We start from the raw sequence: 24,411 nt of genomic DNA on the forward strand, positions 1-24,411 counted from the left end.
TTATCGAACGACAAATAAATCGTGGCACGCCCGTACGACGCAGGTCAAGGTAAACTTGATCGAACGACAAACAAGTACGGAGGCACATGCCGATGGCTGCTCGCGGCAGGCCGCGCACGTTCGACCCGGACGCCGCCCTGCGCCAAGCGCTGGACCTGTTCTGGGAACGGGGCTACGAGGGCACCTCGCTCAACGACCTGGCCCAGGCAATGGGCATCGCCTCGGCCAGCATCTACGCCTGCTTCGGCAGCAAGGAGGAGCTGTTCCGCAAGGTCATGGCCCTCTACGGCACGACCTCGGGCGAGCCGCCCAGGCGCGCGCTACGCGAACAACCGACCGCACGCGCCGCGATCCACGCCATGCTGCGCGCCACCGCCGATGAGATCACCCGCCCCGACACCCCGCACTACTGCATGCTCATCCTCGCCGCACCGACCGGCGCCGTGGAAAACCACGCGGTCCGCGAATTCCTCGCCGACCGCCGGCACGACCAGTTCACCACCGTCAAAGACCGGCTCACTCGCGGCGTCACCGACGGTGACCTCACCGCACCACCCACCAGCCTCGACGCCATCGCCCGCTACTACACCACCGTGGTTCAGGGCCTCTCCATACAAGCCCGCGACGGCGCCACCCGCGCCGAACTGGAAACGGTCATCACCTGCGCGATGGCCGCCTGGGATACCCTCACGTCCGCGCCATCACAGCAGGTGATCTAGTGGAAACTCGCTCGTTCCCGTCGGCCGCGGCATTCGAAGCATGGCTCGCCGTCAGCCATACCTCCTCGTCCGGAATCTGGCTCAAGCTCGACAAGAAGGTGGCGGGCGGCCAGTCGCTGACCTATGCCGAGGCGCTTGACGTGGCACTGTGCTTCGGTTGGATCGACGGGCAAAAGGCCAAGTTCGACGATGACCACTGGCTGCAACGCTTCACTCCCCGCAGGCCGCGGAGCAAATGGTCGAAGGTCAACCGCGACAAGGTCGCCGCGCTGATCGACCAGGGCCGGATGAGGCCGGCGGGCCTGCTGGAGATCCAACGCGCGAAAGAGGACGGCCGCTGGGACGCCGCATATGACGGACCGCGGACCGCCACCGTACCCGACGATTTGGCGCGTGCCCTGGCTCAGAATCCCGCCGCGCAGGAATTCTTCGCAACGCTGGACAGCCGCAATCGTTACGCGGTGCTGTACCGCGTGCAGGACGCCAAGAAACCCGAAACCCGGGCACGTCGTATCGAGCAGTACGTCACGATGCTGGCCGAGCAGAAGAAGATCCACCCCTGAGGCTGCCCAGCAACGGTTGTCACGGCGAGTTGCTGCCCGAGCGAGGGGAAGAAGCGCGGCCCTGTCGCCGCCTTCTGGAGACCGCTCTGAGGGCGAGCCTGGTCTGAGTGAGCCGCTGCATGACCGGGTGAGTCGCGCCTCCACGACCAAGGAGCTGAGCGGCTCCTAGTGGGCCGAACAGTGCAACCGGTTGTAGTCAGCGGAAAATTTTAGCTGGGAAGCTAATTGCTCGGATAGCGCCTTGAGCTGGCAAAACATAGATCACGATATATCGGTAACATCTACGTAACGCCTGCAAAGGGTTGACGAAACTTTTGGCGCACCTATAGGAAAGCGCTATCCGATCCCGCCGTGCCCGGACGGCCAGGAATGAGGGACACATGCGTCTATGTCCGATTCGATCGCGGTAACCCCGGAACGGGCGCTCGCTCCCCGGCGAGCCCACGCCAAGCCGCCGGGTGCGAGGCGCACCAAGCGGGTGAACAACCACAAACGGCGAGAGGCCCGTACGGCCTACCTCTTCCTGGCACCATGGTTCCTCGGCCTGTTCGTGATCACGGTCGGCCCGATCCTGGCGTCGCTGTACCTGTCGTTCACCGACTTCAACATGCTGGAAACGGCCAAGTGGATCGGGCTCGACAACTACGCGAAGATGTTCACCGAGGACACGCGGTTCCTCACCTCGCTGAAGGTGACCACGATCTACGTGGTCGTGTCGGTGCCCTTGCAGCTGGCCTTCGCGCTCGGGCTGGCGCTGGCGCTCGACCGGGGGCTGCGTGGTCTGTCGTTCTACCGTTCGATCTACTACCTGCCGTCCCTGCTCGGTGGCAGCGTGGCGATCGCCATCCTCTGGCGCAAGCTCTTCGGTAGTGACGGCCTGGTCAACGCCGTACTGGACGTCTTCGGCATCCAGGGCGCCGGTTGGGTATCCGATCCCGACACCGCGCTGGGGACGCTGATCCTCCTGCATGTGTGGACGTTCGGCGCGCCCATGGTGATCTTCCTGGCGGGGCTGCGGCAGATTCCGCAGAGCTACTACGAGGCGGCCCAGGTGGACGGGGCCGGCAAGCTCCGTCAGTTCCGCTCGATCACGCTGCCCCTGCTCACGCCGATCATCTTCTTCAACCTCGTACTCGAAGTGATCAAGTCGTTCCAGTCCTTCACCCAGTCGTTCATCGTCAGCAGCGGTACGGGCGGACCGGTCGACTCCACGCTCTTCTACACGCTCTACCTCTACCTGAAGGGCTTCAAGAGCTACGACATGGGCTATGCGGCAGCCATGGCCTGGGTCCTCCTGCTCATCATCGCCGGACTGACCGGCGTCAACTTCCTCGCGTCGAAGTATTGGGTCTTCTATGGCGACACCAAGTAAGGCCGTCCCGCTGCTGTTCCGCCCGCTTCCGCGGGGCAGCCGGCTGCTCAAGCACATCCTGCTGATCGGCTTCGGCCTGGTCATGCTCTATCCGCTGCTCTGGATGGTGTCCAGCTCACTCAAGCCCGAGGAGCTCATCTTCCGCGAGCCCGGCCTGTGGCCGAGCACCTTCACGCTGGAGAACTACAGCGACGGCTGGACCTCGCTCAAGCACTCCTTCGGGTTCTACCTGTGGAACTCCGCGGTCATCACCGGCCTGTCGGTGGCGGCCAACCTGATCGCCTGCTCGCTGGCCGCGTACGCATTCGCCCGGCTGAACTTCCCGCTGAAGAAGCTCTGGTTCGCGGTCATGCTCGGCTCGATCATGCTGCCGCATCATGTGACGGTCGTGCCGCAGTACATCGTGTTCTCCAAGCTGGACTGGATCAACACGATCTGGCCGCTGATCGTGCCCAAGTTCCTGGCCACGGACGCGTTCTTCATCTTCCTCATGGTCCAGTTCATCCGGACCCTGCCGAGGGAGCTGGACGAGGCCGCCTCCATCGACGGCGCGGGCTACTGGCGGGTCTTCCTCCAGGTGATTCTTCCGCTCTGCACCCCGGCGCTCGCCACGACCGGCATCTTCACCTTCATCTGGACGTGGAACGACTTCTTCAGCCAGAACCTGTACCTGACGAACTCCGACAACCTCACGGTCGCCGTCGCGCTGCGCCAGTTCCTGGACTCCAGCGGTGAGTCCTCGTGGGGGCCGATGTTCGCGATGTCGATCGTGTCGCTGGGGCCGATCTTCGGATTCTTCCTGGCCGGCCAGAAATACCTGATCCGTGGCATGGCGACCACCGGACTCAAGTAACACCCCCCCGCAACTCTTCACCAGGAGGTAGAGCTGTGAGTTTCAGCTCGCGCAAGAAGATTTGGACGGTTGCCCTGCTCGCGGCCACCGTGATGACGTCGGCCGGCGCCTGCGGCGGCGGCGACAAGGCGGACAGTGGCAAGGTCGAACTCCGCTTCTCGTACTGGGGCAGCGACTCCCGGCAGAAGCTCACCGAGCAGGTGATCAAGAAGTTCGAGGAGAAGAACCCGACCATCAACGTCGAGGGTGACTTCTCCGACTTCAACAACTACTACGAGAAACTCGCCACCAAGGTGGCGGCGAACGACGCCCCCGACGTCATGAGCATCGAGATCCGCGGCCTGGGCGAGTACGCCGGGCGCGGCGCCCTGGCCGACCTGGCGGGCAAGGTGGTCACGACCGACCTCGACCAGCAGGCGCTCGCCGCCGGGAACATCGACAGCAAGCAGTACGCCATTCCCTCCGGCGTCAACGCCTTCTCCATGCTCGTCAACAAGGCGACGATCGAGAAGGCCAAGCAGAAGGTGCCCGACGACAAGTCCTGGACCTGGGACGACTGGATCAACCTGGCCAAGCAGATCAGCGCGAGCGGTGGCGGCATCACGGGAGCCGAGTACAACTACAACCCCGCCTGGCTGCAGATCTTCGCGGCCCAGCGCGGCGAGAAGCTGTACGACGGTAAGAAGCTGGGCGTCTCGCCTGACACGCTGAAGGCCTGGTGGGCCATCCACCAGCAGCTCATCCAGACCAAGGGCTCGCCTGACGCGGCGAAGAGCTCCGAGCTGATCGCGGGCGGGGTCGAACAGTCGCCGCTGGGCACCAACGCCGGTGCGACGGGCATGTGGTGGAGCAACCAGCTCGGCGGCCTGACCAAGGCGTCCGGTCAGGAGCTGACCCTGCTGCGCATGCCCAAGGTGAAGGGGGCGACCACCAGCGGTATGTTCTTGCAGCCGTCGATGTTCTACACCGTCGCCGCCAAGTCCGAGCATCCGGCGGAAGCCGCCAAGTTCATCGACTTCATGGTCAACGACCCGGACGCGGCCTCGATCCTGCTGAGCGACCGCGGCCTGCCGACCAACGCCAAGGTGCTCGCGGCCGTCAAGGACAAGCTGCCGGCCGTCGACCAGAAGACGCTGGGCTTCATCGACGAGGTCAGGAGCGAGCTGAGCCCGATCGCCGCCCCGCCGAAGGGCGCGCTCCAGGTGGACGACATCCTCAAGCGCGTCACCGAGGAGGTCGTCTTCGCCAAGACGACACCGGACGCCGCCGCGCAGAAGTTCCTGACTGAAGCCAACGCCGCCCTCGCCGGCTGAGGTCGGTACGGGCCGGGGCCGGTACGCCCCGGGGGCCGGGGCCGTCAGTGGCTCCGGCCCATCATTTTCGCTACTCGGGGAGAGAAGTTGAGCACCAGATACGCCTTCGTCGGCCTTGGTCACCGCGTCCGGATGTACATCGACGCCCTGCTGGGCGACTGGCGGGACACCGGTACGATCGTCGGCCTCTGCGACACCAACCGGACCCGCATGGACTACTACGCCGAGCGCATCGGCGACGACGTGCCCCGCTTCCATCCGGACGAGTTCGGCAAGCTGCTGGAGCTGGCCGACGCGGTCGTGGTGACGACGATGGACGTGACCCACGCCCGCTATGTCGTCGCCGCCCTCGACGCGGGGCTCGACGTCATCGTGGAGAAGCCGCTCACCATCGACGCCGAAGGCTGCGAGGCCATCGCCGCCGCCGCCGAGCGCAACCCGGGCAAACTGGTGGTCACCTTCAACTACCGCTACTCGCCCCGCAACTCGGCGGTGAAGAAGCTGATCAGCGAAGGCGCGATCGGCGAGATCACCTCCGTCCACTTCGACTGGGCACTGGACACCATCCACGGCGCCGACTACTTCCGCCGCTGGCACCGCGAGCGGGCCAACTCCGGCGGTCTGCTCGTGCACAAGTCCACCCACCACTTCGACCTGGTCAACTGGTGGCTCGCGGCCGCACCCGAGCTCGTCTTCGCCCAGACGGACCTGCGCTTCTACGGCCAGGCCCTGCCCCGGGGTCCGCGCCCCGCCCGCGGCCAGGGCGCGCCCGGCCTCGGCACCGACCCCTTCATCCTGGACATCTCCACCGATCAGCACCTCAAGCGCCTCTACCTGGACGCCGAGCACGAAGACGGCTACATCCGCGACCAGGACGTCTTCGGGCCGGGCGTGACGATCGACGACAACATGTCGGTCCTGGTCCGCTACGCGAACCGGGCCATGCTCACGTACTCCCTCACCGCGCACGCCCCGTACGAGGGCTACCGCGTGGTCTTCAACGGCACGGAGGGCCGGATCGAGCTGGAGGTGTGCGAGCGATCTTGGACGCCGCCGCACGCCGCGATCGACCCGAGCGCCGCCACCAAGCAACACGCGGCCGGTGCCTGGGAGAAGCTCATCCTGCACCGGCACTGGCAGGAGGCGGAGGAGATCACCATCGAGCAGGGGGAGGGTGGTCACGGCGGCGGCGACCGGCTGCTCCTGAACGACATCTTCCGCGGCCCGAGCGAGGACCCGCTGGGCCGCCCCGCCGGGTACCGCGACGGCATCCGCAGCGTACTGGTGGGAGCCGCGGCCACCCGCTCGGCGACCACCGGCCGCGCCGTCCACCTGACCGACGACGGCACCCGCCTGGCCGACGCCTGACCGACGGTCGGTCACCCGGTCGGCCCGGAAGCCATCCGCCGGCTGGCGTACCACCTGCTTGGCGACCTCCGAGGTCAGAAGCCCTCTGTGATCATCACAGGGGGCTTCTTGCTAATACCGGCGCGGAGTGCTCGGCTGGGATCGAACCGAAGTAGCGGGTGCGTGGCGGGCAGGGATCGGTGGTGATCTGAATGTAACCGGCCGCAGTCGGCTGATGTGACGTCCCTGTAACGCCAGCTTCTTACCTTTTGCGTGTTGGATCTGCCCGCTGCGGCTGCGACGCGCCCACTGCCCGGGACAGCGTTCAGGCCCTGTAGAGGAGAAGGGCCGATGACGGCGACGGACCGGGTGAAGACCGTCTGTTCCTATTGCGGCGTCGGCTGCGGCATCGTGCTCGACGTCACGCGTGGCGCCGATGGGCGGCGGAGGGTGGTCAAGGCTTCGGGAGACAAGAGCCATCCGGCCAACGCCGGGCGTCTGTGTACCAAGGGAGCCACCAGCGCGGCGATGCTCGCGGCTCCCGGCCGGCTGGAGCGGGCGCTCGTCCGGCCGGATCGGGGTGCGGAGCCGGCGGAGGCCGGTGTCGACGCGGCGATCACGGCGACCGCCCAGCGGCTGCGCGCGATCCTGGACGAGCACGGGCCCGACGCGCTGTCGTTCTACGTGTCCGGGCAGCTGACGCTGGAGGCCCAGTACCTGGCGAACAAGCTGGCCAAGGGGTTCGTCGGCACCAACCAGATCGAGTCGAACTCACGGCTGTGCATGGCCAGCGCGGGCAGCGGCTACAAGCTGTCGCTGGGCTCGGACGGCCCGCCCGGCTCGTACGAGGACTTCGAGCGCGCCGAGGTGTTCTTCGTCATCGGCGCGAACATGGCCGACTGCCACCCCATCCTGTTCCTGCGGATGATGCACCGGGTCAAGGCCGGCGCCAAGCTGATCGTGGTGGACCCGCGCCGCACGGCCACGGCCGACAAGGCCGACCTGTTCCTACAGGTACGGCCGGGCACGGATCTGGCCCTGCTCAACGGGCTGCTGCACCTCCTGGTCGAGGACGGCCACATCGACCAGGAGTTCATCGCTGAGCACACCAACGGCTGGGCGGCCATGCCGGGCTTCCTGCTCGACTACCCGCCCGCCGCGGTCGCGGAGATCACCGGGATACCCGAGGCCGACCTGCGTCGGGCGGCTCAGTGGATCGGCGAAGCCGGCGAGTGGATGAGCTGCTGGACGATGGGGCTCAACCAGAGCACTCACGGCACCTGGAACACCAACGCGCTGTGCAACCTGCACCTGGCCACGGGCGCGATCTGCCGTCCCGGTAGCGGCCCGTTCTCGCTGACCGGCCAGCCCAATGCGATGGGTGGGCGCGAGATGGGCTACATGGGGCCCGGCCTGCCCGGGCAACGGTCGGCGCTGGTGGAGGAGGATCGCCGGTTCGTCGAGGAGTTGTGGGGGATCGCGCCCGGCACGCTTCGGACCGAGGTCGGGCAGGGCACGGTCGAGATGTTCTCGCGGATGGCCGAAGGCGAGATCAAGGCGTGCTGGATCATCTGTACCAATCCGATCGCCAGCGTCGCCAACCGCAAGACCGTGATCGCCGGTCTGGAGGCGGCCGAGTTCGTCGTCACCCAGGACGTGTTCGCGGCCACCGAGACCAACGCCTATGCCGACGTCGTCCTCCCGGCCGCCCTGTGGGCCGAGTCCGAAGGCGTGATGATCAACTCTGAGCGCAACCTCACCCTGCTCCAGCAGGCCGTCGAGCCGGTGGGGGAGGCGCTGCCGGATTGGCGGATCATCGCCAGGGTCGCCTGCGAGATGGGGTTCGAGGCCGACTTCTCCTATGAGAGCGCGGAGGAGGTGTTCGAGGAGATCAAGCGGGCGGGCAATCCCGCGACCGGCTACGACCTGCGCGGCGTCACCTACGAGCGGCTGCGGGAGACGCCGGTGCAGTGGCCGAGCCCGCCCGGTTCTGGCGCGCGCAATCCGATCCGCTATCTCAATGACGGTCTCAGCCAGGCGCCGCTCGTACGGGAGGACGGCAGCCGCCCGCGCCTGGCCTTCGCCACCGCCGACGGTCGTGCCGTCTTCTTCCCGCGCCCGCACCTGCCCGCCGCCGAGCTGCCCGACGACGACTTCCCGTACGTACTCAACACCGGTCGGTTGGGGCACCAGTGGCACACCCTGACCAAGACCGGCAAGGTCGCCAAGCTGAACAAGCTCAACCCGGGCCCGTTCGTCGAGATCAACCCGCGGGACGCCGCTGAGCTCGGCATCGGCGAGGGCGACCTGGTGGCCATCTCTTCCCGGCGCGGCCGGGCCGTGCTGCCCGCGGTCGTGACGGACCGGGTGATGCCGGGCAACAGCTTCGCGCCGTTCCACTGGAACGACCTGTTCGGCGAGTACCTCAGCGTCAACGCCGTCACCAGCGACGCCGTGGATCCGATCTCGTTCCAGCCCGAGTTGAAGGTGTGCGCGGTCTCCCTGGCCAGGGTGGTCACAGACGACGCTCCCTCGCGAGTACCTGAGCCGGCCGCAGTGCCCGAGCCGGCCGCAGCGCCCGGTCCGGTCGCGGCGCTGGCCGGGTTGTTCGGGCTGGGCGAGCTGGCCCCGCCGGTGCTCGCAGGTCACGAGCGCCAGTATCTGGCCGGGTTCCTGGCCGGTCTGAGCGATGCGCCGCCCGCCGGCACGGCCGTACCGATCTTGCCGAGCCACGCCCCCATCGACCCGAGCCATGCTCTGTGGATCAACGGTGCGCTGGCCGGCGCCTTCTCTCGTGTCGCGGCTCCTGCCCTCGTACCGGAGGCGCCCGAGGCGCCGGTGCGCGAGCTCATCGTCCTGTGGGCCTCGCAGACCGGAAACGCCGAGGAGTTCGCCGCCGCCAGCGCTCGCCGCCTGGCCGACACGGGCCGCAAGGCCCGGCTCGTCGACATGGCCGATTGCACCCCGGCCACTCTTCCCGCGGAGGCGGACCTGCTGGTCATCTCCAGTACGTTCGGCGACGGCGAAGCGCCCGACAACGGTGCCGCCTTCTGGGAGGCGCTCGCCGAGCCCGGGGCACCGCGGCTCGACGGCGTGCGGTATGCGGTGCTGGCCTTCGGCGACTCCAGCTACGACGACTTCTGCGGTCACGGACGCCAGCTCGACCGGCGTCTGGAGGAGCTCGGCGCGGTACGCCTGGCGCCGCGCGCCGATTGCGAGCCCGACGACCAGGAGCGCGCGCTGAGCTGGCTCGACCAGGTGCTCACCACGCTCATCGAGACGACGCCCCCCTCGCTCACCGAGACCAAGCCCGCCTCACCGTCCGTACCCGTCGAGTCTCCCGCGCCCACGCCGGGGCCCAGCAAGACGGCGCCCTTTACCGCGACGCTGTCGGGCAACCGGCTGCTCAGCCTGCCCGGCTCGGCCAAAGAGGTCCGTCAGTTCACCTTCGAGACCGGCGGCGAACTGGCCTACCAGGCCGGGGACGCGCTCGGCGTCATGCCCGTCAACAGCGCTGATCTGGTCATGGAATGGCTGGCCGTGACCGGTCTCAGCCCGGTCGACAACGTGGAGCTGACCGGCCTCGGCTCGCTTCCCCTCGGCGAGGCGCTGCACCGCCATCTGGACCTCACCAAGATCACCTCGGGGTTGCTCAAGTTCGTCGCCGAACGTACTCGCGACCGCGATCTGTCCCGGTTGCTGCGTCCAGGCAACAAGGGCGAGCTGGCCAAGTGGACCTGGAGCCGCCAGGCCATCGACGTCATCGCCGAACTCCCGGTACGCGCCGACGCCCAGGAATGGATCGGCGTGCTCAAACGGCTCCAGCCGCGCCTGTACTCCATCTCCTCCAGCCCGCTGACCAGCCCTGACGAGATACGGCTGACCATCTCGGTGGTCCGCTTCGACAATCTGCGTGGCCGCCCGCGCAGCGGCGCGTGCTCGGCCTACCTGGCCGACAACCCGGAGCGGACCCAGGTGCCGGTGTACGTCCAGCACACCACCCACTTCCGCCCGCCCTCGAACCCGGGCACCCCGATGGTGATGATCGGCCCCGGCACCGGCGTCGCCCCCTTCCTCGGCTTCCTCGACGAACGCCGCGCCCTCGGCCACCGCGGCCGTAACTGGCTCTTCTTCGGTGAGCAGCGCCGGACCACCGACTTCTACTACCGCGACGAACTCACCCAAATGCACGACGACGGGCTGCTGACCCGCCTCGACCTGGCCTTCTCCCGCGACCAGCGCGCCAAGGTCTACGTTCAGGACCGCATGCGCGAGCACGGTGCCCAGCTCTGGGCCTGGCTGCAGGACGGGGCCCACGTATATGTGTGCGGCGACGCCGGCCGGATGGCCAAGGACGTCGACCAGACTCTGCACGACATCACGGCCCGCTATGGCGGCCTCTCTCCTGATGACGCGACCGCGTACGTCAAGCAGCTGGCCGCGAGCAAGCGCTACGTGCGCGACGTGTATTGACGACGGGCACCGAGCCCTTGCTACCAGCCTGGTTGAGTGTCGCGACACTCCGCTCGATGCCGCAGCGGGAGACCACAGTGAGATTCGAGTCATGCCGGTCGTCCGGCGCGGGCGGGTTCATGCGGGGTAGGCGTGGGTCTCGGTGGCCTTGGCCGAGGCCCAGATCTGCTGGCCCGGGGTCAGGTCGAGGTCGGCGACGGCGGCGGTGGTGATGTCGGCGAAGGCGATGATGGGGCCGTCGAGGTGTACGCGTACGTTGTCGCCGTGGCGTTCGATGCCCTCGATGCGGGCTTGCCACAGGTTGCGCGGACTGCCGTCGGGGCGGGTCCGGTAGAGGGCGACGGCGGACGGCGGGAAGGCGACGAACGCGGGCCCGTCGAGGTGTTCGTAGGTGTGCAGCAACAGCTCGCCGACCTTGACCCGGGATCCGTCGGCCACGCCGCGGTACAGGTTGAGCCCGACCAGGCGGGCCACGTAGTCGGTACGGGGGCGGCGGGCCACCTCCGCCGGACTGCCCTGCTGGACGATGGCGCCGTTCTCGATCACGATCAGCCGGTCGGCGAGCACCATCGCGTCGAGGGGATCGTGGGTGACCAGCACGGTCGCGCCGTCGAAGTCGGCCAGGTGGCGGCGCAGCTGGGAGCGGACCTCCAGCCGGGTGTGGGCGTCGAGCGCGGCCAGCGGCTCATCCAGCAGCAGCAGATCGGGCTGTACGGCCAGCGCCCGCGCCAGTGCCACCCGCTGAGCCTGTCCGCCGGACAGCTGCCGTGGCTTGGCGGCGGCGCGCTCGGCCAGGCCGACACGTTCGAGCAGGGCGGCGGCGGTACGGCGGGCCTCGGCCTTGGGCACGCCATGGCAGCGCGGCCCGAACGCGACGTTGTCCAGCGCCGTCAGGTGCGGGAAGAGCAGGTAGTCCTGGAAGACCATGCCGATCGGGCGTTCCTCGGCGGGCAGGGTGTGCAGCGGCCTGCCGCGCAGGACGATCTCCCCGTCGGACAGGCGGGTGAGCCCGGCCAGGGCGCGCAGGGCGGTGGTCTTGCCCGCGCCGTTGGGGCCGAGCAGCGCCACGACCTCGCCCGGAGCGACCTCCAGGGTGAGGTCGAGGGTGAAGGCGGGCCGGGTGACCACCAGCCGGGCGTACAGGGTCATGACACACTCACCCACCGGTCACGCTGGATCACGGCGCGCTCACCCACCGATCCCGCAGGCTGGTCAGGATGATCACCGAGACGGCCAGCAGGACGAGGCTGAGCACGATGGCCGCCTCCGGCTCGGTCTCCAGCGCCAGATAGACCGCCAGCGGCATGGTGCGGGTGGTGCCGGGGAAGTTGCCCGCGAACGTGATCGTCGCGCCGAACTCGCCCAACGCCCGCGCCCAGCACAACACCGCCCCGGCCACGACACCCGGCATGACCATCGGCAGCGTCACCCGCCGGAACACGATCCACCGCGAGGCGCCGAGCGTGGCCGCGGCCTCCTCGAAACGCCGGTCGGCACCACGCAACGCCCCCTCCACGCTGATCACCAGGAAGGGCATCGCCACGAACGCCTCGGCGATGATCACCCCGGCGGTGGTGAACGGCAGCGTGATGCCGAACGTGGTATCCAGCCACTGCCCGACCAGCCCGCGCCGCCCCAGTACGAGCAGCAGCGCGACACCGCCGACCACCGGCGGCAGCACCAGCGGGACGGTGACCAGGGCTCGGACCAGCCGCCGCCCGGGAAACGACACCCGGGCCAGCAGCCAGGCCAGCGGCACACCGAGCAGCAGGCACACAGCGGTGGCGATGGTGGCGCACACCAGCGACAGCCGCAACGCCTCCAGCACCTGCGGCTCGGCCAGCCGCTGCAGCAACGTGGACCAGGGGGCGCGGATCAGCAGCCCGGCCAGCGGCAGTACGAGGAAGACCAGACCCACGACGGCGGGCACGACCAGCATCCACGGCAGGCGCCCGGAGACCTCGCGCCCCGCGGCCGGTCGACTGCCGGGCCCGCGTGGCGAGCTCGACAGGTCGACCTGCTCCGGCACGGAAGGGTTCATGAGTGATCAGGGAGCCTCGAAGCCGGCCTTGGTCAGCACGTCCTTGCCCTGCGGCGACAGCACCAGATCCACGAACTGCTTGGCCAGGTCACCGGCCGGCGCCTTGGCCAGCGTGGCGATCGGATAGTCGTTGACCGCCTTGTCCGCCTCAGGGAACTCCAGCCCCTGCACCTTGCCCGCCGAGGCGATCACATCGGTCTTGTACACCAGCGCCGCGTCCACCTCGCCCAACTCGACCTTGGTCAGCGTGGCCTTGACGTCCTGCTCCAGCGTCACAGGCCTGACCTTCAACCCGGCCGCGTCCAGCGCCTTGACCGCCGCCGCCCCGCACGGCACCTGCTCGGCGCACAACGCCACCTTCACCTTGCTGTCGGCTAGGTCCGTCAACTCATCCACCTTGGCCGGATTGTCCTTCGGCACGGCGATCTCCAGCTTGTTACGCACAAACGTGGTCGGCGCACTGGCCAGCGACGCGTCGGTCACCGTCTTCATCGTGGCCGGACTCGCCGCGGCGAACACATCCGCGGGCGCCCCCTGAACGATCTGCTGGGCCAGCGTCGCGCTGGAGCCGAAGTTGAACTTCACCGTCGTGCCCGGGTGCGCGGCCTCGAAGGTCTTGCCGAGCTCGGTGAACGTCCCGGTCAGCGACGCCGCCGCGAACACCGTCACCTCCTTGGCCCCGTTCGCGGCGGCGGACGACACCGATGCTGTGGAGGAGGTGTCCGGTTGCCCGGAGCCGCAACCGGACAGGCCCGCCAGCGCGAGCGCGACGGGCAGGGCGATCGCCCATCGGGAAAGACGCCTGAACACCAAGGAGGGCTCCTCACAAATAACTGGCCACGCGCTCGTGACCGGGAATCTCCACGACGACGTTGGTGGACTTGATCACGGCGACCGCCACCACCCCCACCTCCAGGCCCAACTCATCCGCGGCCTGACGGCTCATCAGCGAAACCACCCGAAACGGCCCGGCGGCGATCTCCACCTGCGCCATCACCGAATCGCGGATCACCTCGGTCACGATCCCGCGAAAGCGGTTACGCGCCGAGGAGCGACTACCGCCGTCGCTCTCCTCGATCTGCGAGCGAGCGAAGGCGGCCAGATCGGCGCCGTTGACCCGCCGGTGACCGTGCTCATCCCGCTCGGCGCCCAGCCGACCCGCGTCCACCCACCGGCGAACGGTGTCGGCGCTGACCCCGAGCAGTGCCGCGGCCTCGCTGATCCGAAACGTCGTCACAAGCCTCACGATACCTTCCGCACATTCAAGCCTGAATACCCGTCTTCCACCGCAGCAGCGGCCTGCTCTACGGCTACGCCATCGCATCCACGAGGATCGGGCCTTGGTTCCTCCCACCGCTGGGCCGTCGCATCCGCGCTCGCTGCCGCCTTGCCGGCCACGCTCACGCCCGCCACCACAGCCACGGCCGCGGTCGCTGCCGATCCATCCTCCGCCAAACAGAGCGTCGTCGGCACAGCCGTCCTCATGGCGACCGGGATGCGGACGCTGACCAGCCCGACACTGACCCGCTCCGGCCCGGCCTGGTGCAATGGCTGCTATGACGATCGCCCGTTCTCTGCTGTTGTTCGGTCTGGCCGCGCTGTTCGAGATCGGCGGCGCCTGGTTGATCTGGCAAGGCGTGCGCGAGCAACGCGGCCTGATCTGGGTCGGCGCGGGCGTGATCGCGCTCGGACTGTACGGTTTCGTCGCCACCTTTCAACCCGACGCCCACTTCGGACGCATCCTGGCCGCCTATGGTGGCGTGTTCGTGGCCGGCTCGCTGATCTGGGGCATGATCGCCGACGGCTTCCGTCCCGACCGCTGGGACGTCATCGGCGCGCTGATCTGCCTGGCGGGCGTCCTGGTGATCATGTACGCGCCCCGCGGCTGACCCGTACGGCACAAAGGGCCTGCGCTCCGCTCCAGGCGTCCTTCCAGGGGCGCCTGGAGCGCACAACGGGCTTCGCAGTCAGCGCTTCGCGCTTCCGGGGGCTTCAGGCGTAGCCCCCAGTCGGGCCAACGACCCGACCCCTGCAGGACCTCGCTACGCTCGGACGCCCTCCTCAGGCGCAGGGTTCGCCTGCGCGTTCTCCGCTGGCCTCAAAGGCAAGAGATATCGCTTTCCGTTGATGTGCAGGAAGCATGGAGTGGCCTCAGAGGTCTCCCGGGCATCTGTCCCAGGCGAGGTCCAGGGAAGCCGTCGAGCCGCGATGGTAGCTCAGCGTTGCCTACAGTTACATCGTGATCGAGTTCCGTGAGGATCAGCCGAGATGGCAGCAGGCCGCACAGGTGATCCGCGAACGCATCGCGGCAGGTGTCTACCGCCCCGGCTCACGCGTGGCAAGCGAGAACGATCTCATGCAGGAGTTCGGCATCGCCCGGATGACCGCCCACAAGACGATGAGAGCCCTTCGCGAAGAGGGGGCTATCTACACCGTCCGCGGCATGGGCAGCTTCGTCAGCCTGCCCGACGCCAGCAGCCCCTCCCAGGCGTAGGCCATGGCGCCGAGCCGACAGCCCAGCGTCGCGATGGCGAACTCATACCGTGCGGCCCACCAGACAGCGCGCCGGAGACACCTAATCAGTACAGAAACGAGCCTGATTGGAAAAGCTGTGACGTACTAACCCTGTTTTCCGCATGCGAGTGATCTTCAGCCAGAGGTCTCGTGGATCGATGCCGAAGAGGTCCAGGAGGCGGAGTTGGAGGTCGGTGGGTGGGATGGCCGAGGGTGACTGGCCGGTGACCGGGATCAGCGGGAAGTCGGCCAGCGCGTCGAGGATGAGGCTGCCGGTGGGGATGGCAGGACGTCCGGCGTAGAATCTGTCGATCCAAGCTGAGGGCTCTGTTTCTGCGCGAACCTCCGCGTACTCGGTGGGGACGTCTCCGACGTGGAAGTGAAGCAGTCCCAGCGCGAGCTGCCGAAGACGATCCGGGAGACCCTGTCGGCCTTCGCCAACACCCACGGCGGAGTGCTCATCCTCGGCCTGAGCGAGAGTACAGGATTCACAGCGACCGGTGTCCATGATGCTTCGAAGCTGTCCAACGACCTAGCCTCGCTCTGCTCCACGGACATGGAACCCGCTCTGCGGCCGTTGATCCGCGGCTCGAGGCGCCTGTATGCCCAGGTGGGGCGGCTGCGTTCTCCCCAGGTACCCCTAGCTATACCCCCATTGGGGCGTACATGGGAGCGACCGGGAGGGCCCCTGACTGATGTGCTGATCACTGTCAGTCAAGCGCATCTCTCAGGAGAAAATGAAATGACAGTCGACAGTCGGCGGGGCAGCGAGCATTACGCGAGTCAGACCGGGCTACGGGGTTTCATCCGGCGTCGTCCGCTGCTCAGTTTCTTCGTGCTGGCGAATCTGATGAGCTGGGCCGCCTGGACGCCCTACATTCTCTCGGCGACTGGCCTGGGGATCTTAGATTTCACCTTCCCTTCGGTGCTCGGGACCACGCAGTTCGCCGGTGTTCTCCCCGGCGCCTATCTCGGACCCATTTTCGCCGCGTTCATCGTGACCGCGGTCGCGGACGGCAAGGCGGGTCTTCGTCGGTGGGTCGGGCGGATGATGAAGTGGCGGGTCAGCTGGATCTGGTACTTCGGGGCCGCCGCCGGTGTTCCCGCCGCCATCATCATCAGCGGTTTCGCGGTGTCCAACGAAGACATCCACATGCCGCCCGTCGCCGTGCTGGTGGCCTATCTGCCCAGTCTGCTGCTCCAGATGGTCACCACCGGACTGGCGGAAGAGCCCGGCTGGCGTGACTTCGCCCTGCCCCGCCTGCAGCGCAAGTTCGGCCCGCTGGTCGGCACCCTCATCCTCGGTCCGCTGTGGGGCTTCTGGCACGTGCCGCTGTTCCTGAGCGAGTGGGGCGGGTGGCCGAACGTCACCTGGCTCACGGTCGCCGAGTTCATCGCCTTCGCCTGCCTGTTCAGCGTGATCGTCACCTGGGTGTTCAACCGGACCGGCCAGAGCCTGCCGCTGGTCATGGTGCTGCACGTCAGCGTCAACAACTTCATGTCGCTCGCCTACGCGGACATGTTCCCGTCGCTCGCCAACGCGCAGCAGACGTCCCACGTCACCCTGCTCGCGAGCGGCACGGCAGCGATCATCATTCTCGTCGCGACCCGCGGCCGCCTTGGCTACCGCAAGACCGAGGAAGCCGTGCCGGAGGCCACTCATCAGAGCTGAACGATCACACTGCGGAAGCGAGGGCGTGGGGCCGGGAATCGGTCCCGCGCCCGCTGTGCGTCTTCACCTCGGGCCCGGTTACGGAACGTCCCCCGCGTCGTCCACGATGCCGACCGCCACCTGAGCCACCGAGAAGACCACCTCGCCCTTGGGCAGCTTGCCGTACGGGGACCGCGCATCCGCTCCGCCGATGTAGACGCGGCGCCCCCCGAGCAGGGCGAAGGTGTTCGGGTCGATGATGATTTCCTGGCGAATCCCCTCGTCGGTGTCATCCGTGTAGATGGCCAAGCCTTCTCTGCCCAGCAGATCGCGTACCTTCTCCACGCCGACCCCGTCCAACTTCGACAGGACGGTGTAGAAGGCGGCGCGCAGGCGAGCCGCTGGAGCGCCTTCTTGCAGGATCATCAGGACCTGATGGGAGACCGCCCGCGCCTCAGGCAGCTGCGTCACCCGCGCACTGTCCTTTTTCAGGCGTTCCAGTAGAGCGGTCGGATCCAAGGGGAGTGAGCGTAGGTACGCGGGATCGAACCGTACACGGGGATCCTCCCCGCCTTTGCGCCTTGCGATCGTCTTGCTGCCTTGCTCCCGCATGGCCCTTTCCTTGCCGTCCCCCCGGGCCCACATTTCCGCGGTGGACCGGGAGTTGGTCGAGGCGATCTTGGGTGTGCGGTAGAAGTCCCTCTTGGTGTAGATCCACTGATCGGCTCGCGGGTAGACGTCCGTCTGGTGCGCCGCCGCCGCCGTCGCGCGCTTGGCCAGGGTCTCCGCGTTCGCCACGGGCAGCCATGCCGGGGCAGTGGCGGTTCCTCCCTTCCCCGGGTCATCCGTACGGACGGACTGCACCACTGTGACGCCGGCCGCGATCGTGACGCCGAGGACGCCGACGGCGGCCACGCGCAGCGCCATACGGGGGAGTCGCCGCCTCGGTCGCTCCTGAGCCATCGAGGCCAGCATCCGCCGCCGGGCGCCGTGGAGATCGCGTTCTTCGCTCTGCCGCACCTGCGACCGCAGGTCGCGGACCATGTCCAAATCGTTCATCAGACCTCCTCGGTGACGTCGGTCGGGTTGCTGCCACCCAGCGCGTGGGCGATCTTGCGGCGGGCGCGGGACAGCCGGGACCGTACGGTGCCGATGGGCACACCCAGCGCCTGCGCCGTTTCCTCATAGCTGAGATCGCCCCAGGCGATCAGCAGCAGTACGTCGCGCTCGCCTCGACCCAGCTTGGCCAAGGCGGCCGCGAGCCGTTCCCGGGTCGCCGAGGCGGAGACCCGGGCGACCACCCGCTCGTCGAAGGCCACCGCCACGGGGTCCTCGCCGGTTCGGGCGAGGGCCCGGTAGCCGCGCACCTCTGCCCTGCGGTGGGTGCCGATGATGTTCGTGGTGATGCCGTACAGCCACGGCAGGGCGTCCGAGCGGTCGAAGGCGTACTTGCGCCGCTTCTCGAACGCCCTGGTGAACGTCTCGGCCACCACGTCCTCCGCGTGATCCGGACCCAGACGCCGGACGACGTAGCGGTGCAGTACGGCGGCATGCCGGTTGAACAACTCGGCGAAACGCTCCGGCTCGCGCAGCGACGCTTCGATGATCGCCGAGTCCTCCATCGGGGCCAGCACGTCGAAGGCCGCCGGATCCTCTGCCAGGTCGCCTCTTCGTGGCTGAGCGGATGTCGCCATGCGGAGCGTCAGGCCCGCCGGGGTCGGATCCTCATATGGAATGGGTGTCACAGCCGTACTTATCCGGATACAGGAGAATGGTTCCAATCAACGCCGAACCTTAGGCCGTGGGGAGCGACGCGGCGGTAGCGTCTGAGGCGTGATCAAGGTGCTGCTCGCCGACGACGAGGTCCTGGTCCGGGTGGGCGTACGAGCCATCTTGGCCGCCGCCCCGGACATCGAGGTGGTCGCGGAGGCGGGCAACGGGCGGGAGGCGCTCGAACTCGCCCGTACGCACCGACCGGACGTGGCCCTGCTCGATATCCGGATGCCGCTGCTGGACGGGCTGAGCGCGGCGGCGGAGCTGCGCCGGGCGGCCCCCGATGTCGCGGTGGTGATGCTGACGACGTTCTCCGAAGACGGGTACATCATCAGGGCGCTGGACAGCGGGGCGAGCGGTTTTCTGCTCAAGTCGGGTGATCCGTACGAGCTGATGGCGGCGATACGGGCCGTGCACGGGGGTGCGGCGTTTCTCTCGCCGCGGATCGCCCATCGGGTGATTCAGCAGGTCAGCGGCGGCCGGATGAGCCGGCAGTCGGCGGCCAAGGAGCGGATCGCGGTGCTCACGCCGCGCGAGCGGGAGGTGCTGGCGCTGGTCGGCGCCGGGTTGTCCAACGCGGAGATCGGCGGGCGGCTGTTCCTGGTGGAGGGGACGGTCAAGGCGTATGTGAGTGCCGTGCTGGGCCGCCTGGAGGTGAAGAACCGCGTCCAGGCGGCCGTGCTGGCGTACGAGGCCGGGCTGGTCCCGCGCGACTGACGGGGTGAGCCGCTGGTCAAGCGTCGCGTTTGCGCATCACCCACATCCCAGCGGCGACCACCGCGGCGGCCCACGCGGTGAGTACGAGGCCGGATGCCGCCTCCCCCGCGATGAAGCGCTCCCCGACGGGGGCGGGCGTGTAGTAGGCGAGCGTGTTGAGGAACTCGGCGTCCAGCGAGGTGGCGAGCCCCTGCAACCCGATCGGGAGCACGAACAGCAGGGCGAACAGCATCGTGATGGCCCCGGCCGATCTGCGGATCAGCGTGCCGAGTCCGAGAGCCAGTACGGCGATGAGCGCCAGGTACGCCGCGATGGCCAGGATTCGCCCGGTCACCTGTCCGGCGTCGAATTCCCAGTACTTCTCCAGCTGCGGAGCGCTGGCCGCCACGCCGAGGACGGCGATGAGCCCGCCGGCGACGAATATCGCAGCGCCCACGACGGCCGTCTTGGCCAGCACCAGCCGGGTGCGGGAGGGTGTGCAGGCCAGCGTCACCACGATGCTGCGGGTGGCGTACTCGCTGGTCACCGCCAGTATGCCGAGCGATCCGAAGATGAGCTGCACCCAGTCCAGGCCTTCGATGACCGACGACACCGGTTCGACCGGTAGGCCATGTTTGCGCAGAAAGACGGCCGTGTCCTTCGCCTCCAGCACCGCCACCAGCAGCATCGTCAGGAGCGCGCCGCCGGCGAACCACCAGGTGGAGCGGACGGAGCGGAGCTTCAGCCACTCGGCGGCGGCCGCGCGGGTCAGGGCGTTCATGCGTGGGCTCCGAACTCGGTGCTGTCGGCGGTCAGCCGCATGTACGACTCTTCCAGCGAGGACTCGACGGCGCGCAGTTCGTACAGCGGCAACCCCAGCTCGTACGCCTGCCGGCCGATCTGCTCGGTGGTGTGGCCGCTGACGGTCAGCTCGTCCGGGCCGGTCCAGCGCGCGGCGGGCAGGACGTCGGCCAGCGGTCGCAGTCGCGGTCCGCGTACCCGCACCTCCGAGCCGGCGAGCAGGCGCTCCATCGGCTCGTCGGCGATCAGCCGGCCCTTGCCGAGGACGATCAGCCGGTCGGCGGTGCGCTCCATCTCGCTCATCAGATGGGAGGAGACGAAGACCGTGCGGCCCTCGGCGGCCAGCGATCTGAGCAATGTGCGGATCCAGCGGACCCCATCGGGGTCGAGGCCGTTGACCGGCTCGTCCAGCATCAGCACCTCGGGATCGCCGAGCAGCGCGCCCGCGATGCCGAGCCGCTGACTCATGCCCAGGGAGTACGTCCCGGCGCGGCGGCGGGCCGCCTCCGTCATCCCGGTGAGGGCGAGGACCTCCTCGACCCTGGATAAGGGCAGGCCCTGGCTCACGGTCATGGCGCGCAGGTGGTCCCGGCCGCTGCGGGCAGGGTGGACGGCCTTGGCGTCCAGCAGGGCGCCGATGGTACGCAGCGGACGGTCGAGGTCCGCGTAGGGGCGGCCGCCGATCAGGGCGGTGCCGGAGGTGGGGGAGTCCAGGCCCATGATCATGCGCATGGTGGTCGACTTTCCGGCGCCGTTCGGGCCGAGGAAGCCGGTGACCGTGCCGGGGGTGAGCTCCAGGGTGAGATCGTCGACGGCGGTCTTGTCGCCGTAACGTTTGGTCAGTCCGTGCAGAGTGATCATCAGGCTCCTTTGCCGACAGGGGTCTCGACCATAGGGATCCGGAGATGGCCGGGATCATGCACGATCGGCAGCGGGTGCCCCTTACTTTCGTCAGGTGTGGCGGCGTGCGGCACGGCGTAGCGTGACCGCCATGAATTGGTCGTTCCGGGACATCGTCATGAAGACGTTCCCGGCCGATCTGCTGCTCTGGCTGGCGGTCACCGTGCCGGTGTTCCTGGCGAACGAGTCGCCCGAGGTGGGGCAGCCTCCCGGTCTTCCACTGCCCTGGGCGAGGATCGCCGCCGTACCGCTGCTGGCGCTGGCCGTGGCCGTGGGCCGGCGGTGGCCGGTCGTGGCCGCGGCCGTGCCGGTGGGGCTGGCTCTGGCGGTGACACCGGAGCTGTACACCGACACCTTCATGATTCCCCAGCTGTTGCTGGCGTTCCTGCTGGGGCGGCGCACCGCCGGTATGCGTCCCGGGCTGCTGTTCTTCGCCGGGGTGTGCCTGGCGGGGCTGGTGGCGGTGAATCTCACTCCCGGCCTCACGCTGTCGGACTGGCTGTCGCTGGTCACCACTGCGGTGACGAACATCCTGCTGCCCTGGCTGGCCGGCCGGTACGTCCGCCAGCACGACGGCCTCGTCCGCACCGGATGGGAACTCGCCGAGCGGCTGGAGCGGGAGCAGAGCCTGATCGGCGAGCGGATGCGACTGGTGGAGCGGTCCCGGATCGCCGGGGACATGCACGACTCGCTGGGGCACGAGCTGAGCCTGATCGCGCTGAGCGCCGCCGCGCTTCAGGTACATCCGGGGCTGGACGAGTCCGCCCGCCAGGCGGCCGCCGAGCTGCGCGGGTCCGCTGCGAGGTCCACCGAACGGCTGCGCGAGATCATCGGGGTACTGCGGGAGGACGGCGAGAGCGCGCCCGTGCTGCCGTCCGGCGACACCGTGACCGCGCTGGTCGAGCGGGCCGCCGCGTCGGGGATGGCGGTGACGCTCCACGGCGAGCTGGAGCCGCTGCCGCCGATGGCCGACCGGGCGGTCTACCGGGTGGTTCAGGAGGCACTGACCAACGCCACCAAGCACGCGCCGGGCGCCGCGGTCACCGTACGGCTGGGCACGGACCACGCGTCCGGCGAAGCGGAGGTCACCGTGGTCAACGCGGCGCCCCCGGCCGGGCCACTGCCGGCGGTCCTCCCGGGGGAACCGTCCGGTGGCTTCGGGCTGGTCAGTCTGGACGAGCGGGTCCGGCTGGCCGGGGGCAGGCTGCGGGCGCGGCCCGCCGACGGCGGCTTCGCCGTCACCGCCCGGCTGCCGCTCACCGCGGGGGTCGCGGCCACGCCACCCGACTCGCAGCGGGAGCTCGCCCTGGCCCGCCGCAAGGTACGGCGCAGAATGATCGACGCGATCTGGCTGCCGATCGCGGCGGCCGCCGCCCTGATGCTGGTGACCTCCGGCTACGACCTCTACACCGCGCGCCGCTCGGTGCTGGACGCCGGGGTGTACGCGGAGCTGCGCGTCGGCCAGAGCCTGGCGTCGCTCGGGTCACGGTTGCCCGCGTACCAGGTGAACGACCGCGGACGGCCGAGGGGCGCGCCTGCGGATCCGCAGGGCGCTGACGAGTGCCGCTTCTACCGGATCAGGGCGAACTCGCCGTCGCCGGCGTACCGGCTGTGCTTCACCGGCGGTCGGCTGTCGCACAAAGACGAGGTGCCGACAGTACGGCGGTGACGGCCGTGGCCTGTGGCGGGGATGAAGTACGGCTGAATCAGCCCCTGGCCAGCGCGAAGACCGACAGCTTGAGCTGGGGGTAGAAGTCGGTCGGCAGGTCTCCGGCTTCTTGCCGGCCGAGTTTGCGGTAGAGGGCGGCAGGAGCGGACCCCCGATTCCTCGCCGCGTACGCCGACGCGGTCGAGGCGATGATCCGGCGCGCACGAGGATGGGCGATGCTGCGCGGCCTGATGCTCACGATCAACCCCGCCCCTCTGGTTCCAGGTGACCGCGACTGGTTCCAGCTGACCGAATTCCTAGCGCCGCTAGCGCAACTGTCGCAGCTATGTTAGCGTCACTCTTGCAACTAGCAGCGCTAGAAATTGGAGTGGATCGTGCTTACCCCCATCGCTTACGGACTCGCTGTCGTGCTCGACCTTTTCATCCTCTTCATCGGTCTGCAGTTCCTGCGGGCGCCGCAGGCCGCCGCCGCCGGCTATGGCGTGCCCGCCAAGAAGGACGGGGACGCCGTCTACCTGACCATCAAGGGCCAGCGCGACGCCGTCTACGGCCTCGTCGGCCTGGCCCTGCTCTTCTTCGTGGGGGTCCGCGCCGAGGCATGGTTGATGCTGGTCGTGGCCCTCATTCCGCTCACCGACACCGTCATCGTCCTGCGTAACGGCGGCACCAAGGCGGTGGCGTTCGGCATCCACTTCGCCACCGCCGTGGTCGTCCTCATCTGCGCCGTCCTGCTGTTCCTCGCCTGAGCCTTAAGGAGCCACCGAAATGTCGCTCATCGTGCCCAACTCCGACAAAAACGAGAACAAGTCCGTCATCGTGCGCTCCGGGGACGCCGAAGTGATCGGCCAGGCCCCCACCACCATCCGGCTGCTGGCCGACAGCAGTTCAACCGGTGGCGCGCTGTCGACCCAGCGGGTCACGCTCGCGAACGGCGCGGACGGCGCCAAACCGCACCGCCACGGCGCCTCCGCCGAGCTGTTCTACATGCTCGACGGCACCGCGCAGTTGCTGTCCGGTGAGCAGGTCGTCACCGCCGAGCGTGGGGACCTCGTGATCGTGCCGGCCGGTCTTCCCCATGCCTTCGCCGCGGCGCCGGGAGAGGACGCCGACATCCTCATCGTCATCACTCCGGGCGTCGAGCGGTTCGAGTATTTCCGCCACCTGGAGCGCATCGCGTACGGCAAGGTGCCGCCGGAGAGCCTCCTTGATGTGCAGGAGCTCTACGACACCTACTTCCTCACCAGCACGACCTGGAACGACGCCAGGTCCTGAAGCGCCGCCAGCCCCCCAGAAAGGCGTTAATCATGAAAAAGCTCCTCCATGCGGCGCACATCTACATGATCATTGGCGTGATCAGTGGTCTGTACTATCGCGAGCTCACCAAGTTGACCGACTTCACGGGCGACACCCAGCTCGGCGTGGTGCACACGCACCTGCTCGTGCTCGGCATGTTCTTCTACCTCATCGTGCTGGCGTTGGAGAAGCTGTTCACCTTGTCGGCCAGCAGGCTTTTCAACTGGTCCTTCTGGGTCTACAACGCCGGTCTCGCGTTAACCGTCCTGATGATGATCATCCACGGCACCCAGACCGTCCTGGGCGCTCAGACCAGTGCGATGATCTCCGGCCTCGCCGGACTGGGGCACATCGTGCTGACCGTGGGTTTGGTCCTTTTCTTCATCAACCTCGGCAAGCGGATCCCTGCCAAAGACGAATCCTGATCATGGGC

The 24,411-nt window shown here is 68.2% G+C and carries 24 protein-coding genes and 1 pseudogene; 16 read left to right on the forward strand and 9 right to left on the reverse strand.

Features of this window, described 5'->3' with window-relative positions; translation table 11 throughout:
- The first annotated feature begins 86 nt into the window (after positions 1-86).
- The 7 genes from AB0B64_RS25640 to AB0B64_RS25670 all read left to right on the forward strand — a co-directional run bounded on the left by AB0B64_RS25640 (position 87) and on the right by AB0B64_RS25670 (position 10,640).
- Positions 87-719, forward strand: a complete 633-nt coding sequence (locus AB0B64_RS25640; protein ID WP_358180116.1) for a TetR/AcrR family transcriptional regulator — start codon at positions 87-89, stop codon at positions 717-719.
- Positions 719-1,282 (forward strand): YdeI/OmpD-associated family protein, encoded by a 564-nt coding sequence (locus tag AB0B64_RS25645; protein WP_358180118.1) that lies wholly within the window; start codon positions 719-721, stop codon positions 1,280-1,282. The genes AB0B64_RS25640 and AB0B64_RS25645 overlap by 1 nt, the downstream gene beginning before the upstream one ends.
- A 388-nt stretch (positions 1,283-1,670) precedes the next feature.
- The gene (locus AB0B64_RS25650; RefSeq protein ID WP_357957629.1) at positions 1,671-2,654 is read left to right on the forward strand and encodes a sugar ABC transporter permease; all 984 of its coding nucleotides are present in this window, start codon (positions 1,671-1,673) and stop codon (positions 2,652-2,654) included.
- Positions 2,638-3,507 (forward strand): carbohydrate ABC transporter permease, encoded by an 870-nt coding sequence (locus AB0B64_RS25655; protein WP_357957627.1) that lies wholly within the window; start codon positions 2,638-2,640, stop codon positions 3,505-3,507. The genes AB0B64_RS25650 and AB0B64_RS25655 overlap by 17 nt, the downstream gene beginning before the upstream one ends.
- Before the next feature lie 35 nt (positions 3,508-3,542).
- Positions 3,543-4,820: an extracellular solute-binding protein gene (locus tag AB0B64_RS25660; protein ID WP_357957625.1), complete on the forward strand. Its 1,278-nt coding sequence runs from the start codon at positions 3,543-3,545 to the stop codon at positions 4,818-4,820.
- A gap of 87 nt (positions 4,821-4,907) precedes the next feature.
- Positions 4,908-6,188, forward strand: a complete 1,281-nt coding sequence (locus AB0B64_RS25665) for a Gfo/Idh/MocA family oxidoreductase (RefSeq protein ID WP_358180121.1) — start codon at positions 4,908-4,910, stop codon at positions 6,186-6,188.
- Between the two features lie 330 nt (positions 6,189-6,518).
- Positions 6,519-10,640, forward strand: coding sequence for a bifunctional nitrate reductase/sulfite reductase flavoprotein subunit alpha (locus tag AB0B64_RS25670; protein ID WP_358180124.1), 4,122 nt, complete (start codon positions 6,519-6,521; stop codon positions 10,638-10,640).
- 117 nt (positions 10,641-10,757) lie between these two features.
- On the opposite strand, the gene AB0B64_RS25675 is transcribed toward AB0B64_RS25670, so the two are convergent.
- The 4 genes from AB0B64_RS25675 to AB0B64_RS25690 form a co-directional block, all read right to left on the reverse strand.
- Entirely contained in the window at positions 10,758-11,789 is a 1,032-nt protein-coding gene (locus AB0B64_RS25675) for an ABC transporter ATP-binding protein (RefSeq protein ID WP_358180127.1), read from the reverse strand.
- A gap of 28 nt (positions 11,790-11,817) precedes the next feature.
- Positions 11,818-12,579, reverse strand: coding sequence for an ABC transporter permease (locus tag AB0B64_RS25680; protein WP_358180675.1), 762 nt, complete (start codon positions 12,577-12,579; stop codon positions 11,818-11,820).
- Positions 12,580-12,687: 108 nt separating this feature from the next.
- Positions 12,688-13,494 carry a molybdate ABC transporter substrate-binding protein gene (gene modA, locus AB0B64_RS25685; RefSeq protein ID WP_358180130.1) on the reverse strand — a complete coding sequence of 269 codons (807 nt, stop codon included), beginning with the start codon at positions 13,492-13,494 and terminating at the stop codon, positions 12,688-12,690.
- Positions 13,495-13,504: 10 nt separating this feature from the next.
- Positions 13,505-13,918 carry a helix-turn-helix transcriptional regulator gene (locus AB0B64_RS25690; RefSeq protein ID WP_357957616.1) on the reverse strand — a complete coding sequence of 138 codons (414 nt, stop codon included), beginning with the start codon at positions 13,916-13,918 and terminating at the stop codon, positions 13,505-13,507.
- A 319-nt stretch (positions 13,919-14,237) separates the two neighbouring features.
- Between AB0B64_RS25690 and AB0B64_RS25695 the strand changes: the two genes are divergently transcribed.
- The 4 genes and pseudogenes from AB0B64_RS25695 to AB0B64_RS25710 all read left to right on the forward strand — a co-directional run bounded on the left by AB0B64_RS25695 (position 14,238) and on the right by AB0B64_RS25710 (position 16,867).
- Complete coding sequence (locus AB0B64_RS25695; RefSeq protein ID WP_357957614.1) at positions 14,238-14,570, forward strand: YnfA family protein; 333 nt, start codon at positions 14,238-14,240, stop codon at positions 14,568-14,570.
- A gap of 350 nt (positions 14,571-14,920) precedes the next feature.
- The gene (locus tag AB0B64_RS25700) at positions 14,921-15,175 is read left to right on the forward strand and encodes a GntR family transcriptional regulator (protein WP_358180133.1); all 255 of its coding nucleotides are present in this window, start codon (positions 14,921-14,923) and stop codon (positions 15,173-15,175) included.
- A gap of 399 nt (positions 15,176-15,574) precedes the next feature.
- Positions 15,575-15,772, forward strand: a pseudogene (locus AB0B64_RS25705) (ATP-binding protein); the annotation flags it as partial.
- 120 nt (positions 15,773-15,892) lie between these two features.
- Entirely contained in the window at positions 15,893-16,867 is a 975-nt protein-coding gene (locus AB0B64_RS25710) for a type II CAAX endopeptidase family protein (RefSeq protein WP_357957680.1), read from the forward strand.
- Between the two features lie 78 nt (positions 16,868-16,945).
- Here AB0B64_RS25710 and AB0B64_RS25715 read toward each other — a convergent pair whose 3' ends face one another.
- Together AB0B64_RS25715 and AB0B64_RS25720 are read right to left on the reverse strand one after the other, a co-directional pair.
- Positions 16,946-17,905 carry a CU044_5270 family protein gene (locus tag AB0B64_RS25715; RefSeq protein ID WP_357957610.1) on the reverse strand — a complete coding sequence of 320 codons (960 nt, stop codon included), beginning with the start codon at positions 17,903-17,905 and terminating at the stop codon, positions 16,946-16,948.
- A complete protein-coding gene (locus tag AB0B64_RS25720; RefSeq protein WP_357957608.1) occupies positions 17,905-18,591 on the reverse strand; it encodes an RNA polymerase sigma factor in 687 nt (228 codons plus the stop codon). The genes AB0B64_RS25715 and AB0B64_RS25720 overlap by 1 nt, the downstream gene beginning before the upstream one ends.
- A gap of 88 nt (positions 18,592-18,679) precedes the next feature.
- Here AB0B64_RS25720 and AB0B64_RS25725 point away from each other — a divergent pair, with 88 nt between their 5' ends.
- On the forward strand, positions 18,680-19,336 hold the full coding sequence (locus AB0B64_RS25725; protein WP_358180136.1) for a response regulator transcription factor: 657 nt from the start codon (positions 18,680-18,682) through the stop codon (positions 19,334-19,336).
- A 16-nt stretch (positions 19,337-19,352) separates the two neighbouring features.
- On the opposite strand, the gene AB0B64_RS25730 is transcribed toward AB0B64_RS25725, so the two are convergent.
- Both AB0B64_RS25730 and AB0B64_RS25735 read right to left on the reverse strand, forming a co-directional pair.
- Positions 19,353-20,096 (reverse strand): ABC transporter permease subunit, encoded by a 744-nt coding sequence (locus AB0B64_RS25730; RefSeq protein WP_357957604.1) that lies wholly within the window; start codon positions 20,094-20,096, stop codon positions 19,353-19,355.
- Entirely contained in the window at positions 20,093-20,977 is an 885-nt protein-coding gene (locus tag AB0B64_RS25735; protein ID WP_357957602.1) for an ATP-binding cassette domain-containing protein, read from the reverse strand. Before AB0B64_RS25735 ends, AB0B64_RS25730 begins: the two co-directional genes overlap by 4 nt.
- Before the next feature lie 130 nt (positions 20,978-21,107).
- Between AB0B64_RS25735 and AB0B64_RS25740 the strand changes: the two genes are divergently transcribed.
- Complete coding sequence (locus AB0B64_RS25740; protein ID WP_357957600.1) at positions 21,108-22,685, forward strand: histidine kinase; 1,578 nt, start codon at positions 21,108-21,110, stop codon at positions 22,683-22,685.
- A 37-nt stretch (positions 22,686-22,722) separates the two neighbouring features.
- On the opposite strand, the gene AB0B64_RS25745 is transcribed toward AB0B64_RS25740, so the two are convergent.
- A complete protein-coding gene (locus AB0B64_RS25745; RefSeq protein WP_357957598.1) occupies positions 22,723-22,923 on the reverse strand; it encodes a hypothetical protein in 201 nt (66 codons plus the stop codon).
- A gap of 136 nt (positions 22,924-23,059) precedes the next feature.
- Between AB0B64_RS25745 and AB0B64_RS25750 the strand changes: the two genes are divergently transcribed.
- Genes AB0B64_RS25750 through AB0B64_RS25760 form a run of 3 tightly spaced genes read left to right on the forward strand, consistent with a single transcriptional unit; the run spans position 23,060 to position 24,403 of the window.
- The gene (locus AB0B64_RS25750; protein ID WP_357957596.1) at positions 23,060-23,431 is read left to right on the forward strand and encodes a DUF4267 domain-containing protein; all 372 of its coding nucleotides are present in this window, start codon (positions 23,060-23,062) and stop codon (positions 23,429-23,431) included.
- Positions 23,432-23,450: 19 nt separating this feature from the next.
- Positions 23,451-23,957 carry a cupin domain-containing protein gene (locus AB0B64_RS25755; RefSeq protein WP_357957594.1) on the forward strand — a complete coding sequence of 169 codons (507 nt, stop codon included), beginning with the start codon at positions 23,451-23,453 and terminating at the stop codon, positions 23,955-23,957.
- 32 nt (positions 23,958-23,989) lie between these two features.
- Positions 23,990-24,403 carry a DUF2871 domain-containing protein gene (locus tag AB0B64_RS25760; protein ID WP_357957592.1) on the forward strand — a complete coding sequence of 138 codons (414 nt, stop codon included), beginning with the start codon at positions 23,990-23,992 and terminating at the stop codon, positions 24,401-24,403.
- Positions 24,404-24,411: the final 8 nt, after the last annotated feature.

Source organism: Nonomuraea sp. NPDC049129, from assembly GCF_040648495.1.
Classification (GTDB): domain Bacteria; phylum Actinomycetota; class Actinomycetes; order Streptosporangiales; family Streptosporangiaceae; genus Nonomuraea.